The sequence below is a fragment of the Paractinoplanes rishiriensis genome (genome assembly GCF_016862375.1).
GTDB lineage: Bacteria > Actinomycetota > Actinomycetes > Mycobacteriales > Micromonosporaceae > Actinoplanes > Actinoplanes rishiriensis.
The window spans coordinates 1-14,791 of record NZ_BOMV01000071.1 but is presented as its reverse complement, the minus strand read 5'-3'; the positions used below and the strand labels follow the sequence as shown (position 1 = coordinate 14,791).

Annotated in this window: 17 protein-coding genes; 8 read left to right on the top strand and 9 right to left on the bottom strand. The window is 72.5% G+C overall.

Going from position 1 to position 14,791, the window contains the following annotated elements:
- Positions 1 to 78: 78 nt before the first annotated feature.
- Positions 79 to 819, bottom strand: coding sequence for an esterase family protein (locus Ari01nite_RS33345; protein WP_203786224.1), 741 nt, complete (start codon positions 817 to 819; stop codon positions 79 to 81).
- 38 nt (positions 820 to 857) lie between these two features.
- Here Ari01nite_RS33345 and Ari01nite_RS33340 point away from each other — a divergent pair, with 38 nt between their 5' ends.
- Positions 858 to 2,075 carry an FAD-dependent oxidoreductase gene (locus Ari01nite_RS33340; RefSeq protein ID WP_203786223.1) on the top strand — a complete coding sequence of 406 codons (1,218 nt, stop codon included), beginning with the start codon at positions 858 to 860 and terminating at the stop codon, positions 2,073 to 2,075.
- Here Ari01nite_RS33340 and Ari01nite_RS33335 read toward each other — a convergent pair.
- Together Ari01nite_RS33335 and gap are read right to left on the bottom strand one after the other, a co-directional pair.
- Positions 2,045 to 3,016: an aldo/keto reductase gene (locus Ari01nite_RS33335; RefSeq protein WP_203786222.1), complete on the bottom strand. Its 972-nt coding sequence runs from the start codon at positions 3,014 to 3,016 to the stop codon at positions 2,045 to 2,047. The genes Ari01nite_RS33340 and Ari01nite_RS33335 overlap by 31 nt on opposite strands.
- A 224-nt stretch (positions 3,017 to 3,240) precedes the next feature.
- Entirely contained in the window at positions 3,241 to 4,242 is a 1,002-nt protein-coding gene (gene gap, locus Ari01nite_RS33330) for a type I glyceraldehyde-3-phosphate dehydrogenase (protein ID WP_203786221.1), read from the bottom strand.
- Positions 4,243 to 4,330: 88 nt separating this feature from the next.
- Here gap and Ari01nite_RS33325 point away from each other — a divergent pair, with 88 nt between their 5' ends.
- On the top strand, positions 4,331 to 4,873 hold the full coding sequence (locus tag Ari01nite_RS33325) for a CGNR zinc finger domain-containing protein (protein WP_203786220.1): 543 nt from the start codon (positions 4,331 to 4,333) through the stop codon (positions 4,871 to 4,873).
- Positions 4,874 to 4,900: 27 nt separating this feature from the next.
- On the opposite strand, the gene Ari01nite_RS33320 is transcribed toward Ari01nite_RS33325, so the two are convergent.
- Together Ari01nite_RS33320 and Ari01nite_RS33315 are read right to left on the bottom strand one after the other, a co-directional pair.
- Positions 4,901 to 5,566 (bottom strand): response regulator transcription factor, encoded by a 666-nt coding sequence (locus Ari01nite_RS33320; RefSeq protein ID WP_203786219.1) that lies wholly within the window; start codon positions 5,564 to 5,566, stop codon positions 4,901 to 4,903.
- Entirely contained in the window at positions 5,566 to 5,709 is a 144-nt protein-coding gene (locus Ari01nite_RS33315) for a hypothetical protein (RefSeq protein WP_203786218.1), read from the bottom strand. Before Ari01nite_RS33315 ends, Ari01nite_RS33320 begins: the two co-directional genes overlap by 1 nt.
- A gap of 158 nt (positions 5,710 to 5,867) precedes the next feature.
- Here Ari01nite_RS33315 and Ari01nite_RS33310 point away from each other — a divergent pair, with 158 nt between their 5' ends.
- Both Ari01nite_RS33310 and Ari01nite_RS33305 read left to right on the top strand, forming a co-directional pair.
- On the top strand, positions 5,868 to 6,395 hold the full coding sequence (locus tag Ari01nite_RS33310; RefSeq protein ID WP_203786217.1) for an RICIN domain-containing protein: 528 nt from the start codon (positions 5,868 to 5,870) through the stop codon (positions 6,393 to 6,395).
- 22 nt (positions 6,396 to 6,417) lie between these two features.
- Positions 6,418 to 7,584, top strand: coding sequence for an MFS transporter (locus Ari01nite_RS33305; RefSeq protein WP_239163243.1), 1,167 nt, complete (start codon positions 6,418 to 6,420; stop codon positions 7,582 to 7,584).
- 3 nt (positions 7,585 to 7,587) lie between these two features.
- Here the strand turns inward: Ari01nite_RS33305 and Ari01nite_RS33300 are convergent, their stop codons facing one another.
- The 3 genes from Ari01nite_RS33300 to Ari01nite_RS33290 are packed head-to-tail and all read right to left on the bottom strand — an operon-like array spanning position 7,588 to position 9,705.
- Complete coding sequence (locus Ari01nite_RS33300; protein ID WP_203786216.1) at positions 7,588 to 8,355, bottom strand: maleylpyruvate isomerase family mycothiol-dependent enzyme; 768 nt, start codon at positions 8,353 to 8,355, stop codon at positions 7,588 to 7,590.
- Positions 8,352 to 8,963, bottom strand: coding sequence for a TetR/AcrR family transcriptional regulator (locus Ari01nite_RS33295; protein WP_203786215.1), 612 nt, complete (start codon positions 8,961 to 8,963; stop codon positions 8,352 to 8,354). Before Ari01nite_RS33295 ends, Ari01nite_RS33300 begins: the two co-directional genes overlap by 4 nt.
- Positions 8,938 to 9,705: a DUF4184 family protein gene (locus Ari01nite_RS33290; protein ID WP_203786214.1), complete on the bottom strand. Its 768-nt coding sequence runs from the start codon at positions 9,703 to 9,705 to the stop codon at positions 8,938 to 8,940. The genes Ari01nite_RS33295 and Ari01nite_RS33290 overlap by 26 nt, the downstream gene beginning before the upstream one ends.
- A gap of 78 nt (positions 9,706 to 9,783) precedes the next feature.
- Between Ari01nite_RS33290 and Ari01nite_RS33285 the strand changes: the two genes are divergently transcribed.
- Genes Ari01nite_RS33285 through Ari01nite_RS33275 form a run of 3 tightly spaced genes read left to right on the top strand, consistent with a single transcriptional unit; the run spans position 9,784 to position 11,722 of the window.
- Positions 9,784 to 10,287: a hypothetical protein gene (locus tag Ari01nite_RS33285; protein WP_203786213.1), complete on the top strand. Its 504-nt coding sequence runs from the start codon at positions 9,784 to 9,786 to the stop codon at positions 10,285 to 10,287.
- A gap of 59 nt (positions 10,288 to 10,346) precedes the next feature.
- Positions 10,347 to 10,682 carry a DUF3817 domain-containing protein gene (locus Ari01nite_RS33280; RefSeq protein WP_203786212.1) on the top strand — a complete coding sequence of 112 codons (336 nt, stop codon included), beginning with the start codon at positions 10,347 to 10,349 and terminating at the stop codon, positions 10,680 to 10,682.
- A gap of 44 nt (positions 10,683 to 10,726) precedes the next feature.
- On the top strand, positions 10,727 to 11,722 hold the full coding sequence (locus Ari01nite_RS33275) for a DUF808 domain-containing protein (protein ID WP_203786211.1): 996 nt from the start codon (positions 10,727 to 10,729) through the stop codon (positions 11,720 to 11,722).
- On the opposite strand, the gene Ari01nite_RS33270 is transcribed toward Ari01nite_RS33275, so the two are convergent.
- Positions 11,714 to 13,333 (bottom strand): glycoside hydrolase family 27 protein, encoded by a 1,620-nt coding sequence (locus Ari01nite_RS33270; protein WP_239163242.1) that lies wholly within the window; start codon positions 13,331 to 13,333, stop codon positions 11,714 to 11,716. The two genes, Ari01nite_RS33275 and Ari01nite_RS33270, sit on opposite strands and share 9 nt — an antisense overlap.
- Before the next feature lie 104 nt (positions 13,334 to 13,437).
- Here Ari01nite_RS33270 and Ari01nite_RS33265 point away from each other — a divergent pair, with 104 nt between their 5' ends.
- Positions 13,438 to 14,457 carry a LacI family DNA-binding transcriptional regulator gene (locus tag Ari01nite_RS33265; protein ID WP_203786210.1) on the top strand — a complete coding sequence of 340 codons (1,020 nt, stop codon included), beginning with the start codon at positions 13,438 to 13,440 and terminating at the stop codon, positions 14,455 to 14,457.
- Positions 14,458 to 14,791 lie beyond the last annotated feature (334 nt).

The window sequence follows — 14,791 nt, the reverse complement described above, 5'->3', positions numbered from 1 at the left end:
GTGGTTCTTCGCCACGCCGATGGGCGGCAACGCGGTCACTCAGCGCCGCCCTCGTCATCGCCGGGCCGGCCCACCGCGTTAACAGAACCGGGGCAGGTGGTGGGCCAGTTGCGCCCGCCAGGACGGCCAATCGTGCGGCACATCGAAACCCCAAAGATCCAGTTCATGCCGTACGCCCCGGGCAGTGAGCAGTTCGGCCATCCGCCGGGTGGACGCCAGCGAGCCCGTGGTGTCCTCCCACTGGCCCTGCCCGCAGACGAGCAGCACCGACAGCCGGGACCGCAGCCAGTCCAGATGGTCGCCGTGCAGGTTGGCCACGTACGCCATCGGATTGTTGAAGTAGAGCGCGTCGCCCTGCTCGCCCCACCCGCGCCAGGACGTGGGGTCGTAGTTGCCGGAGAAGCAGAGGGCGAGCGGGAAGAGGTCGGCCCGCTTGAAGGCGAAGTTGAGTGCGTGGAACGCGCCCATCGAGCAGCCCGCCACCACGATCTCGGCCGCGCCACCGCTGTCGGCCCGGATGTGCGGCACCACCGCGTCCACGATCCACGACTCGTAGGCGCCGTGCCGCCGGGCGCGTTCCTCCAGCGGCAGGTCGCCGGCCGACCAGGTGCCCGCGTCGAACGAGTCCACACCGTACAACTTCACCCTGCCCGCCTCGATCAGGTCGCCGGCCGCCGCCACCAGCCCCCGGTCGGCGAACTCGCGGGCGTGCCCGTTCTCGGTGGGGAACACCAGCACCGGACGGCCGTAGTGCCCGTACGCGGCCAGCATGCCCCGGGCACCGGCGGGGGAGTAAAGCTCAGCCATGTAGTGCCGCACGCGCGTGATCCTATGCCCCGCGGGGCACGATGGACGCCATGAGAGTCGGGATCGCCGGCGGCGGCATCGGGGGCCTGGCGCTGGCACACGGACTACGGCGGCAGGGCTTCGAGACCGTGGTCTTCGAACGAGATGCCCGGCCGCGGGACACGGCCGGCTACCGGCTGCACCTGACGCCCGCGTCGCTCGGAGCGCTGCGCGGCCTGCTCCCGCCCGGGCTGGCCGCCGCGATCGAGGGAACCGCCGCGGCGCCCGGTACGTTCCGGCAGATCGCCGTCCTCGACCACCGCGGCCGCACCCGGATCCGCCTGCCGATCCCGGGCGCGGACAACCTGCTGATCGGCCGGCGCCCGCTGCGCGAGTTGCTGGCCCGCGGTCTCGGCGACGTGGTGCGCTGGGGCACCCGGGTCACCGCCGTGCGCGAGCATCCCGGCGGCGTCACGGTCCACACCGGCGACGGCCCGGCCACCGAGCTCGACGTCCTGGTCGGCGCGGACGGCATCCGCTCGGTCGTGACCCAGCACCTGACCGGCCGGCCCGCCGCCCGGCCCGCCGGGGTGGCCGCCATCGCCGGCACCGTCCAGCTGTGCGACCGCCCGGTTGCCGCCCCGGCCGACCTGCGGCGCGGGCTCGGCCTGGCGATCGGCCCGCGCGGCACCGGCATGTTCCTGGCCGCCCACCACCCGCGCACCGGCGACCTGCCGGACGGCGTCATCCGCGAGCGGCCCTACCTCGTGTGGTCGGTCGCCGCGCCCCTCGACCGGTTCTCGGCCGACGTCACCGGGATGCGGCCGGAGTTGCTGCTCGCCGAGGCGCTCGCGCTGACCGCCCGCTGGTCACCCGGCTACCGCGACCTGCTGGCCGCCTCCGATCCGGGCAGCGTGGCCGCGTTCCCGTTCGTCTTCCCGGGCGCGCTCGGACCCTGGCGCTCGGACCGGATCACGCTGATCGGCGACGCCGTGCACCCGATGCCGCCGACCGCCGGCGCGGGCGCGAGCACGGCCCTCGTCGATGCCGGGCATCTCAGCGCCGACCTGGCTGAGGCGAGCGTTCCGGTCGCGCTGGCGCGCTTCCAAAATCGCATGCTGGCGTACGCCCCGGCAGCCGTCGACGAGGCTCGCCCGGCCCTGGACTGGCAGCGCCGGCTGGCGAATCCGCTGCTGCGCGTGCTGGCCGTGGAGGTCGCGTTCCCGCTCGTCGCGGCCGTCACGGCGCCCTGGAGCCGTCAGTACCCGGACGGCAGCCGGGGCGTGTAGTGCTCCTCCAGCGCCGCGATCTCGTCGGCGGTCAGGTCCAGGTCGAGCGCGGCCGCCGCGTCGGCCAGGTGGTGCGGCCTGGTCGGGCCGACGATCGGCGCGTCGACCACCGGGTTGCGCAGCACCCAGGCGAGCGCCACCTGCGCCATCGGCACCCCGCGCGCCTCGGCGACGCGGCGGACCGCGTCGACGATCGGCCGGTTCTCGGCGCCCTCGTAGCGGGCGTGCAGCGGGTCGGCCCCGGCGCGGCGGGTGGTCTGCTCGTCCCACGGCCGGGCCAGCCGCCCCTTGGCCAGCGGGCTCCACGGCACCGACCCGACGCCCTGGTCGGCGAGCAGGCCGAACATCTCCCGCTCCTCCTCGCGCTGCAGCAGGCTGTACTGGTTCTGCATGGAGACGAACCTGGTCCAGCCGCCGAGGCCGGCGGTGTGCTGCAGTTTCGCGAACTGCCAGGCCCACATCGAGGAGGCGCCCAGATAACGGGCCTTGCCGGCCTGGACCACGTCGTGCAGCGCCGCCATGGTCTCCTCGACCGGCGTCTCCGGGTCGAACCGGTGGATCTGGTAGAGGTCGACGTAGTCCGTGCCGAGCCGGGTCAGCGACGCGTCGATCTGCTCCATGATCGCCTTGCGCGACAGCCCCGACCCGCCGGGCCCGTCGTGCATCGGAAAGAACACCTTGCTGGCCAGCACGATCGAGTCCCGGTCGGCATACTTCCGGACGGCCCGCCCGACGATCTCCTCCGAGCTGCCGTCGCCGTAGACGTTGGCCGTATCCCAGAACGTGATCCCCAGCTCGAGCGCCTGCCGGAAGACCGGCTCGGCGTCGTCGTCGGCGAGCGCCCACTGGTTGGACCCGCGATCGGGCTCCCCGAAGCTCATGCACCCGAGCGCGATGCGGCTGACCTTGAGACCCGAACTTCCCAGACGTGTGTAGAGCACCCCACCAACCTATCCCCGAGCACTGGCCCGCATACCGGTAGCCGTCGTGGCAGTGCTGGCGGACCCCGAGGACGCCGTCGCCCGGACCGACCAGGTCGGTGGGTGGGTCGGGAGCCAGCACTCGCGGCCGGGCAGCGTGGTTTCCGGGGTGCGGGCGGCCTCGGGGCGAACAGATCGCGGCCCACCGGGTCGGTGTGGCGGACACCGCCACCTCGCCGGTGTGGTCAGGCGGCCATCCGGAGGGTGGTGTCGAGGAGTCGGTTGGCGAAGCCGGTCTCGTTGTCGTACCAGCCGTAGATCTTGGCCTGGGTGCCGCCGACGACCTTGGTGAGACTGGCGTCGAAGATGCACGAGGCCGGGCTGCCGGCGATGTCGCTGGAGACGATCGGGTCCTCGGTGTACTCCAGGATGCCGCGCAGCGGGCCGTCGGCGGCCGCCCGGAAGGCGGCGTTGATCTCGTCCGGCGTGGTTTCCCGGCTCAGTTCGGCGGTCAGGTCGGTGAGCGAGCCGACCGGCACCGGCACCCGGATCGAGTAACCGTCCAGCCGGCCGCCGAGCCGGGGGAGGACCAGGCCGATCGCCGTGGCGGCACCGGTCGTGGTGGGGATCAGGTTGAGTGCCGCGGCACGGGCCCGGCGCGGGTCGCGGTGCGGTCCGTCCTGCAGATTCTGGTCCTGGGTGTACGCGTGAATGGTGGTCATCGCGCCCCGCTCGATCCCGAACGTGTCGTCGAGGACCTTCGCCATCGGGGCGAGACAGTTCGTCGTGCACGAGGCGTTCGAGACGATCCGGTGGCGGTCCGGGTCGTACCGGTCGTCGTTGATGCCGATCGCCAGGGTCAGGTCCTCGTTGGTGGCGGGCGCGGAGATAAGCACCCGCTTGGCGCCGGCGTCGAGGTGCGCGCGGGCCCGGTGCGCGTCGGTGAACCGTCCGGTCGACTCGACGACGACGTCCACGCCCAGTTCCTGCCACGGCAGCCGGGCCGGATCGCGTTCGGCCAGCACGGTGATCTTCGCGCCGTCCACCTCGATCGCGTCGTCGCCGCCGGTGACGACGGCGGGCAGCGTGCCGGCGGTGGTGTCGTACCTCAGCAGGTGCGCGAGCGTCCGCGCCCCGGTCAGGTCGTTGACGGCGACGATCTCGACATCCTCCCGGCGCCGCAGCTGGGCCCGGAGCAGGGCGCGGCCGATGCGGCCGAAGCCGTTGATACCCAGTCGCACGGTCATTGGCGTACCACTCCCATCGTGTAACCAGTCGGTCCGGTTACATGATGGGCGCTCTGATGAAACCGGTCAAGCTGGTTACCATGGCCGCGTGGAGTTCAACTTCTTCGGCGGTGACCTCGCGCTCGACCTGACCGGCACCCTCGGCCGGCGGTACGGCGGCACCCCCGTGGAGTTCCTGCACACCCCCGCCGACCTGCACCGCTGGTTCGCGGCCGCCGGCGTCGGCGACCCGTCGGCCGTCGTCGGCGACGCGGACCTCGCCGCCGCCAAGGAGCTGCGCGAAGCCATCTACCGCCTGGCGTACGCCGCCATGACCGCCGCCGTGTTCGATCCGGCCGACCGCGCCGTCGTCAACGAGGCCGCCGCGGTCGCGCCGCCGCTAGTGCGCATCGACGACACCGGTGCGCTGGTCCGCTCGGGTTCCGCGCGGGCGTCCCTCTCGCTCGTCGCGCGGGCGGCGATCGCGCTGGTCACCGGACCGGCGACGGCCCAGTTGCACGAGTGCGAGGGCCCGGCCTGCACCCGGATGTTCCTCGACAACTCGGCCCGCGGGACCCGCCGCTGGTGTGACATGAGCCGCTGCGGCAACCGCGCCAAGGTCGCCAAGTTCCGGGCCCGGCAGACCACCTAGATCCGGACGGCCGGACGGCCGGCTTGGTCACGGCTCGCCGAGCAGGGCCTCGGCGCGCAGCCAGGCCAGCACCGCGCGCACCCGGCGGTTGTCGTCCGCGGTGGCGTACAGGTCCAGCTTGGTGAACACCGACGACACGTGCGCCTCGACCGATTTCGCGGTGAGGTGCAGGTGCCGGCCGATGCCGGCGTTGGAGCGGCCCTGCGCCATCAGCCGCAGCACCTCGCGCTCCCGGTCGCTGAGCCGGCCCAGCTCGTGGGCCCGCCGCCGGCTGCGGAGCAGGCCCAGCACGACCTCCTGGTCGACGACCGCCTCGCCGCGCACCACCCGCTGCAGCGCGTCGCGCAGCGTGCCGACGTCGTCGACCCGGTCCTTGAGCAGGTAGCCGACGCCGCCGGCCCGCTCGCCGAGCAGCCGCGCCGCATAGCTGGACTCCGCGTACGTGGAGAGGACCAGCACGCCGACCTGCGGGTACCGGTCGTGCAGTTCCTCGGCGGTGCGCAGGCCCTCGTCGGTGAAGCTCGGCGGCATCCGGATGTCCAGGATCACCGCGTCGGGGCGGTCGGCGGCCACCACGGCCAGCAGTTCGCGGCCGGTGCCGACCCGGGCGCCGACGTCGATCCCGGCCGCGGTCAGCATCATGGCCAGGCCGTCGCGGAACAGCCGGGAGTCGTCGGCCAGCGCGACCCGCATCAGCAGCCACCGACCGTCTGGCGGCCCAGCGGGATCACGGCGGCGACCGCGGTGACGAGGAGGGCGGCCGCACACCCGGCAGCGATCGCCGCAGCACCCGGCGAGCCGGTGCGATGCGTGCGGATGCCGTCCCGTCCGGCCACCCGTCGATGCTGGCAACATCGCGCCGTGCGTTCAATCGAGTTCTGGACACGGCAACCGGGAAAACCCTGCCTCCGGCCGCGGGTCAACCCCGATGCACCGCGGCGGTGCACATCGGATTCTGGGGTCTCAGTCCCAAGTGACCGGAGGAGTCAAGCCCATGAACCGATTCCTGTCCCTGCTGACCGTGGCGGCGGCCGTTCTCGGCGCCGTCGCCGCACCCACCGCGGCGCAGGCTCGCGCCGAACCGGCCTACTACCAGGTCGTCAACGGCTGGAACGACCAGTGTCTCGACGTCTGGGGCGCCGCCACCGGGCACGCCGCGAACGTCGGCACCTGGCGCTGTGTCGGTGCCGACAACCAGTTGTGGTACCGCGAGCTGGCCGGCAACTTCGACGGCAGGAACTACTACTACATCCGTGCCCGGCACACCGGCATGTGCCTCAACGTGGCCTGGTGGGGGCAGGCGGACGGGTCCGACGTCGTGCAGGCGACCTGTTCGGGCAACACCAACGAGCAGTGGCAGCTCGAACCGATCGGCACCGCCGGGTACGTCCGGCTGATCGCCCGGCACAGCCAGAAGTGCCTGGACAAGACCGCCGGTAACGACGCGGTCCAGTGGAAGTGCTGGGGCACCGGCGAGCCATGGCAGCACTGGCGGTTCGCCTACATCGGCGGAACGCCGTAGCGGGTGTGCCTACGCTCAGCCGGTGACGGCTGAGCGTAGGCGTATGTGGCCGCTGTACGCGGCCGGGTTCACCACCGCGTTCGGTGCGCACGGCATCGCCGCGAACCTCGGCGGCTTCGCCGGCGACGCGGTCACCTCGCTGCTGGTGCTGGGCGGGCTGCTGGCCCTGTACGACGGCGCCGAGGTGCTGCTCAAGCCGCTGTTCGGCACCCTGGCCGACCGGATCGGCGCGCGGCCGGTGCTGCTCGGCGGGCTGGTCGCCTTCGCCGCGGCCTCGCTGGTCTACGTCGTCGCGGACAGCCCGGGCTGGCTCTGGGCCGCCCGTCTCGGCCAGGGTGCGGCCGCGTCGGCGTTCTCGCCGGCGGCGTCCGCGCTGGTCGCCCGGCTCAACCCGGCCGCGAAGCACGGCCGGGCGTTCGGGTCGTACGGCTTCTACAAGTCCATCGGCTACACGCTCGGCCCGCTGCTCGGCGGCCTGCTGGTGTGGGCCGGCGGCCTGCGTCTGCTGTTCGCGGTGCTCGCGGTGCTCGGCGCGGTCGTCGCCGCCTGGGCGCTGCTGGCCGTCCCGGTCGTCCAGCCGCTGGCCATGGCCCGGCAGACGGTGCTCGACCTGGTCCGGCGGCTCACCGAACCGGCGTTCCTGGCCCCGACCGGCGCGCTGGCCGCGGCGACGGCGGCGCTGTCGGTCGGCGTCGGCTTCCTGCCGGTGTCCGGGCGCGCGGCCGGCCTCGGCACGATCGCCACCGGCGCGGCGGTCTCGCTGCTGGCGGCCTGCGCCGCGGTTGTCCAGCCGTGGGCCGGCCGCGCCCTCGACGACGGGCGCCTCGCCATCCGCACCGGGCTGATCACCGGCCTGGTGGTGACCGCGGCCGGGCTGGCGGCGGCGGTGCTGCCGGGCCTGGCCGGCGTGCTGATCAGCGCCGCGCTGATCGGCCTGGGCACCGGGCTGATCACCCCGCTGGGCTTCGCGGCGCTGGCGGCCGGCACCCCGGCCGAACGGCTCGGCCAGACCATGGGCTCAGCCGAACTGGGCCGCGAACTCGGCGACGCCGGCGGGCCGCTGCTGGTCGCCGGTGTGGCCACGCTCACGAGCCTCGCCTGGGGCTTCGCGGCGCTCGCCGCCCTGCTCGCGGCCGGCGCCGCGCTCGCCGCCGTCCGCCGGGCCGGGGTAGCCCGGCCGCGCGAGTGAGCCTCAGAACGGCACCCCCACAGCCAGCAGCCCGGCCGGTTCGGGTGCGGTCGACACGGCGGGGCGGCCGGACACGATCCGGCAGAAGTCGAGGGCGTCGAGCTTGACCGGCGGCCCGCCGGTGGACCAGAGGCCGCCGGCCGGGCCGGTCAGCTCCACGGTGTACGGCTCGCCGTGGCGGCCGGCCCACTCGCGCACCACGAGGTCGACGATGCTGCCCTCGTGCTCGGCGGTGACCACGGGTTCGAGGCCGGTCGCCGCGTGGATGTCCAGGCGGTGCATGAACGGGTCGCGGGTGAGGATCACGTCGGCGAGGTAGCCGACGGTCCACCTCTCCAACTGCCCGTTGACCAGTTGGCGTTCGGGCAGGGTCCGGCGGCGGACGAAGGCCGGAAGTCGCCGGCGCCCGCGCACCGCCGGGCCGGTCAGCGCGCGGTACCTGCCGAGCAACTGCTCGACCGTGAGCCCGGCGTTGCTCCGTACCTGGAACGCGGTCAGCTCGTCGATCGACACCGGCGCGCCGCTGCGGCGGGCGGCCCATTGCGCCGTGATCTGCTGGCGGACGAGCTGGCCGGCGCTGCTCATCATCGCCATCATGCCGACCATGTGGCCCACCGTGGCGCGGACGTCCCAGCCGTCGTTGACGGTCGGCGCGGACCAGTGCGCCGCGTCGAGCCGGTCCAGCAGTGCGGCGCCCCGGTCGTATTCCGCGGCCGCGATCGCCATCGCGGTGTCGTGGTCGATCGGCGAGACCATCGGTGTTGTCGTCACGGCCGGGTCCTCTCGCTGGTGATGCCGACGTTGTCGGCGAACATGTCGATGGCGCGGTCCAGGAGCCGGGACCACCGCCGGCCGCCCGGGTCGTTGGCGAGCTGGGCGTCGACCATGCCGCTCACGACGGCCACGAACAGATCGATGTCGTCCTGCGCGGTGACGCCGTGCCGGGCCATCCGGGCGACGAACGCGGTCATCACCGCGACCGACGGGGCGTAGGCCTCGGCGCTCGGCGTGAAGTCGGGCAGGGTGCGCAGGTTCATCAGCTGGTGCCGGGCCGGGAACGCGACCGCGAAGTCGAAGAAGACCCGGGCGTAGTACCGCATCGCCGCGCGGCTGGTCGCCGGTTCACCCGGTTCGGCGGCCTCGCTGTGCGCCAGGAACGTGGCCCAGGCGTCCGCGAACATCGCGTCGTAGATCGCGTTCTTCGAGGCGAAGTGGGTGTAGAGCGACGGCGGCCGCATGCCCACCAGGTCGGCCACGTCGCGCAGGGTCACCTGGGCGAGGCCCTTCTCCCGGGCGGTCTGCCAGGCAGCTTCGATGATCTCCCGCCGCGTTTCCGAACGGCGTTCGTCAATCCTATTGCGGTTCGGCTTGCCTAACACGATTAGGAGCATGCGCGCCCAGCTGCCGGTCTGTCAACCGGGTCACCCCGGCGGCGCACAGAACCGCCACCGCGGCGACCAGCATGACCCGGATCGCCTGCCCGGCCATCCAGTCGACCGGCCGGGCGAGCACCAGGGTCACGCCGGTACCGAGCGCCACCGCGACGACCGTCCAGAACCGGACCGGTTGCCGCCGCCGGCGGGCCGGCGGGCCGTGCCACTTCCGCAGCAGGCGGTACCGTCCGACGTGGAGCAGCAGCAGCGTGCCGCCGGCGAAACCGGCCAGGTTGGAGGCGTCCGACAGCACGCCCCACCAGGGCCAGCCCGGCAGCACCTCGGACTGCAACGATGGGAAGTAGCCCGGATGCGTGAACCAGTCCCAGGCGAGATGGCTGAACGCGCCGAGCAGCGCCGAGATCGCGGTGACGTACCAGGGATGGCGCACCGAGCCGAGGACGCCGTAGTCGCGCAGCCGCAGCACACCCGCGTCCGGCAGGTTGGCGGCGACCGCGGGTGCCGCCCAGCGGACCAGGCGGGCGGCCACGAAGGTCACCGGCAGGCTCCACCACAGCAGGGCGAGTAGGTTGTGCGTGCGCACGGTCTCGCCGGTGATGCCGTAGGTCACGTAGCCCACGTCGGGTGCGACCGCCCCGACGACCAGGGCCACGCCGTCGAACCAGCGGGGCCGCCACAGCTTCAGCGGCACGACGGCGGTCGGGTGGGTGGGCAGCGTGAGCGGCATGATCGCGACGGTAGGGCGGCCGGCGCCGGCATCGGTGGCCGCGCGGGGGCGAAAGTGGGCAGATGTTGTGAGCGGGTCGTGATGAGACCGGTGTGGGCCGCGTTGCTGCTGGTCACGGTCGCGGGCTGTGCCGGCGCCGAGTCGGTGGGCGGGTCCACCGGCGCGGCGGCTTTGCGAGGCTTCGGGGTCGAGGTCGAGCAGGCGGTCGCGCCGCGGGTGCCGTCGGTGCATCTGCGGACCTGCGGTTCGTGGGGCTGTCACGAGCAGGACGTGCCGCTGATGGTCTCGGGCCCGATGAGCGCGCTGCCCTGCCCGACCGGCGCCGCGCCCGACACGGCGTGCAGTGCGGTGCGCCTGCCCGGTCCCGGTCCGGGGTTCGGCTACGCGCCGGTCCCGCCGCTGACCCTGGATCCGGTGACCGTGACGGTGACGACGCCGGACAAGGCCAAATTCAAGATCAATGCGGAGGTACGCGTGACACCCGTCGCCGTGTGCGACGCGGCACCCTGTCCTTCGGGCACCGGGACGCCGCAGGCCAAGCTGCAGATTGCCGCGGACGGCACCGTCCGTCAGTCCGGCTGATCACGAGCCACTATCCTCGTCCGGAGTCGCCGTAGCACCGGGAAGCACCGAGGAGCACCATGCCAACGCCGTACCGCGTCTTCCGGATCACCGCCGTCGCCGAGGCGATCTCCTGGACCGGGCTGCTTGTCGGCATGTACCTGAAGTACATCCCCGAGACCACCGAGGCGGGTGTGTGGCTGTTCGGCCGGCTGCACGGCGCGCTCTTCGTCGCGTACCTCGTCGCGGTTTTGTGGGTTGCCCGGGCCGAGCGCTGGTCACTGCTGCGCACCGTGGCCGGTCTCGCCGCGTCGATCCCGCCGCTCACCACGCTGCTGTTCGAGCGCTGGGTTTCCCGGCGCCGCATCCGGGAACCCGAGGTGGACACCGCGGCTCGGGCACGCTTGCGACAATGACCCGGCACGGACGCTGCTGCTGAACAACTGGAAGGACTTCCCCCGTGGCCGGTGGACTCATTGCCCTGCTGGATGACGTGGCGGTGCTGGCGCGGGCCGCCGCCGCCTCGGTCGACGACATCGGGGCGGCCGCCGCGAAGGCCGGCGCCAAGGCGGCCGGTGTGGTCATCGACGACGCCGCCGTCACCCCGCAGTACGTCCGCAGCATCGCCGCCGAGCGGGAACTGCCGATCATCAAGCGCATCGCATTCGGCTCGCTGCGCAACAAGTTCCTCATCATCCTCCCGGCCATTCTGCTGCTCAGCCAGTTCGTGCCGGTCCTGCTCACCCCGATCCTCATGCTCGGCGGCGCCTACCTGTGCTACGAGGGCGCCGAAAAGGTCTGGGCCAAGATCGCCCACCACGACGCGCACGGCGACGGCGAGGGCGAGCAGGACGAGAAGACCCTGGTCTCCGGCGCGGTCCGCACCGACCTCATCCTGTCCGCCGAGATCATGGTGATCACCCTGAACGAGGTGATCGACGAGAGCTTCTGGTCCCGGCTGGCGATCCTGTCCGTGGTCGCGGTGGTGATGACCGTGCTGGTGTACGGCGCGGTGGCACTGATCGTCAAGATGGACGACGCCGGCCTGAAGCTCTCCGAGCGCTCCGGCGCCGTGGCCGCCCTGGGCCGCGGCCTGGTCAAGGGCATGCCGCGGGTGCTCACCGCGCTGACCGTGGTCGGCACCGCCGCGATGCTCTGGGTGGGCGGCCACATCCTGCTGGTCGGCGCCGACGAACTGGGCCTGCACTTCCTGTACGACGCCGTGCACCACGCCGAGGAGGCGACGCACGACGCCCTGGGCGCACTCGGCGGCCTGGCCGGATGGATCGTCAACACGGTGGCCAGCGCCATCCTCGGCCTGATCATCGGAGCCCTGATCGTGGTCGTGATGACGCTGACCCTGCACCGCAAGAAGCCTTCCCCGGCCGCCGGCCACGAGCCCGCCGCCGAATCCGCGCCGGCCACCGGCAGCCAGGCCGAGGCCGACTCACACTGACACGCGGCTCCACTGCTGGTTCGTGGCGCCGGTGCAGCTCCACAGGATCAGCGTGCTGTTGTTGGCGGTCGCGGCCAGGTTGACGTCGAGGCACTTGCCGGACTGCACACCGCGGACGGTGCCGTCGGCCTGCAGGCTCCACTGCTGGTTGGTGCCGCTGCCGCAGGTCCACACGATCACCTTCGTGCCGTCCGCGGTGCCGTTGTTGTCGGCGTCCAGGCACTTTCCGCCGATGCGCAGCTGACCGGACGCCGCGGTGACGGCCTGGGTGGTGCCGCCGTTACAGTCCCAGATGACGGCCTGGGTGCCGTCGACCGCGGCGCCGCCGAGGACGTCCAGGCAGCGGCCCGACCCGGCACCGCGCAGGCTGAAGGTGTCGGTCGGGGTGCCCGAGCCGGTGCGCACCCGGTACATGACCACGCCGTGCGGCGGGACCGTGGCGCTGATCGCCCCGGTGGTGTTCCGGCCGGCCTTGGTCCAGACGTCGAACAGCTGGTAGCCGGCGGACGCGGGCATACCGGTCTCGGCGGCGGTGGTGGACACGGTCGCGGTGCTGCCGGACCGGTTGAGCAGCGCGACCGCGCCGGAGCCGTCGCTGAGCGTCTTGGCCCACACCTCGGTCTCGCCGAAGTCCCGGACCCGCTGCGCCTGCCGGCCGGCGCTGTCCTGGTTGATCGCGATGACGTCCGGGTTGGTCAGCACGGTCCGCACGTCGGCCGGCATGGTGGTGATGTCGTTGCCGGCGATCAGCGGCGCCGCCATGATCGCCCACATGCTGAAGTGCGCCCGGTTCTCGGTCGGGGTGAAGGTGCCGCGGACGCCGACCTCGAGCATGTCCGGGTCGTTCCAGTGCTGCGGCCCGGCCCAGGAGTGCAGCGGGGCCTGCACGTCCAGGATCTCGGTGATGCCCATGAAGCAGTCGGCGCGGCAGCCGGAGGTCCACTTGTCGGTGATGTCCTCGGTGGTGCGCCACATGTCGGCGACCGGCCCCCAGTTGTAGGACGGGCCGGTGTTCGAGTGCACGCTGTTCGAGTTGATCGAGTAGACGATCGGCCGCCCGGTGGCCCGCAGCGCGTCGCGCATCTTCGTGAAGCCGGCGATCTGGTCGGTCAGCGTGCCCCAGGGCGAGCACCAGTCGTACTTCAGAAAATCAACACCCCAGGCCGCGAACGTGTTGGCGTCCTGCTGTTCACGGCCGAGCGCGCCGGTGGCACCGCCGATCGCGTTGAAGTACTGGGCGCAGGTCTCCTCGCGGGGCGCCTGGTAGATGCCGAACTTCAGCCCCTTGCCGTGGATGTAGTCGCCCAGCGCCTTCATGCCGGACGGGAACCGCGCCGGGTCCGAGCGCAGGTTGCCGGCGCTGTCCCGGGTCGTCGCCTGCCAGCAGTCGTCCACCACGACGTACTGGTAACCGGCCGCCCGCATGCCGGAGTTGACCATGGCGTCGGCGGCCGCGCGGATCTTCGCCTCGCTGATGTCGCAGCCGAACGTGTTCCAGCTGTTCCACCCGAGCGGCGGCCGGACCGCCGGGCTGCCCGGCGCGGCCGAGGCCGGTGACACCGGCACGAGAAACGCACCGACGAGGACCAGCGAAAGTCCGAACCTTCTCACGATGACCTGCTTCCGATGGGGGATGGGGACGCTGGGGGAGCAGGCGTGCGTTGAACGTTCCACGTCCGTGCTGGCCCGTCAAGACGGCCGGTACGCTGACCGGCATGCAACCTGGCTCGTCGCGGGCCCGGCGGGTCGGCATCGTCGATGTCGCGGCCCACGCCGGCGTGTCCCGGCAGACCGTGTCCAACGTGCTCAACGAGCGCCGCGGCAACGTCTCCACCGACACGTACGACCGCGTCCTGGCCGCCATGGCGGCCCTGGGTTACCAGCCCAACCGGGCCGCGCAAAACCTGCGGTCCCGCCGGTCCATGCAGATCGGCTACCACATGTTCGGCGAGCAGATGCAGTCGGTGAACGGCTTCTTCGTGCACTTCGTGCAGGCCCTGGTCCGGCAGGCGGCGCGGGACAACTACCAGGTGGTGGTCTTCACCCATCAGGACGACCCGCTGCGGACCTTCCGGGAACTGATCGCCCAACGCAACATCGACGCCTTCGTCCTGTCCGAGTCGGCCGTCGACGACCCGCGGGTCCGGCTGCTGGCCGAAAACGGCATCCCGTTCGCGTGCATGGGCCGGCTGGCCTCCGACCTGCCGCAGCAGTGGGTCGACGTGGACAACACGGCCGGCATGCGCGCCCTCGTCGGCCATCTGCTGGAGCGGGGCCACCGCAGTTTCGCGTACGCGGGTGCACCCGGCGGCGAGTATTGGAAGGCGGAGCGCTTCACCGGCTTCGCCGAAGGGCTGGCAGCGCACGGCATCCGCGTACCGGACCGCAACGTCTGCCACGGCCCCGACCGTGGCGTCCGCGCCTTCACCCGGCGGCTGCTGACCCGTACCGCACCCCCGGATGTCATCGTCTGCGGCAGCGACGCGGTGGCCGCGGTCGTCATGCACGTGGCCCACGCGATGGGCCGCGCGGTAGGCAAGGACGTCGCCGTGACCGGTTTCGACGGCGGCGCCATCGGCACGTTCACCGAACCGGCCCTGACCAGCGTCCGCATCCCGGTAGAGCGGATAGCCCGCGAACTGGTGCAGCGCTGCCGCCGCGAGATCGACCACGGCCCCACCGGCGAACCAGGCCTGCTGGTCCCCACCGAACTGCTCCACGGCGCCAGCGCCTGAGCGGCACCTCCACCGCCGCGCCCGACGGCGCGCGTGCCCCCTTCCCGACGGCGTACGTGCCCCCTTCCCGACGGCGTACGTGCCCCCTTCCCAGATCTTGGCGCGGACACCACCCGATCCGGTGGTGTGCAGGTCAAGGTCCCAGCCGCCAGCCCACGCACCGGCCGCTTAGGAGCCGTTGTCGTGCGAGGCGGGGATGCGCGGCCGGGGGACGGTACTGGCACAGGAGTGCTGCCGGACCGGACTCGCAGGCCTCGAACCCGGAAGCGGTCCAGCCAACCGGTGGGATGACGTTGGGGCGCCGCTGCCGGATGGCGGGATGTGGCAGGGGCGC

Excerpts from the sequence above, each read along its gene's own strand:
- Ari01nite_RS33340 (WP_203786223.1), top strand. The coding sequence starts at position 858 with ATGAGAGTCGGGATCGCCGGCGGCGGCATCGGGGGCCTGGCGCTGGCA.
- gap (WP_203786221.1), bottom strand. The coding sequence starts at position 4,242 with ATGACCGTGCGACTGGGTATCAACGGCTTCGGCCGCATCGGCCGCGCC.
- Ari01nite_RS33320 (WP_203786219.1), bottom strand. The coding sequence starts at position 5,566 with ATGCGGGTCGCGCTGGCCGACGACTCCCGGCTGTTCCGCGACGGCCTG.
- Ari01nite_RS33310 (WP_203786217.1), top strand. The coding sequence starts at position 5,868 with ATGAACCGATTCCTGTCCCTGCTGACCGTGGCGGCGGCCGTTCTCGGC.
- Ari01nite_RS33290 (WP_203786214.1), bottom strand. The coding sequence starts at position 9,705 with ATGCCGCTCACGCTGCCCACCCACCCGACCGCCGTCGTGCCGCTGAAG.
- Ari01nite_RS33280 (WP_203786212.1), top strand. The coding sequence starts at position 10,347 with ATGCCAACGCCGTACCGCGTCTTCCGGATCACCGCCGTCGCCGAGGCG.
- Ari01nite_RS33265 (WP_203786210.1), top strand. The coding sequence starts at position 13,438 with ATGCAACCTGGCTCGTCGCGGGCCCGGCGGGTCGGCATCGTCGATGTC.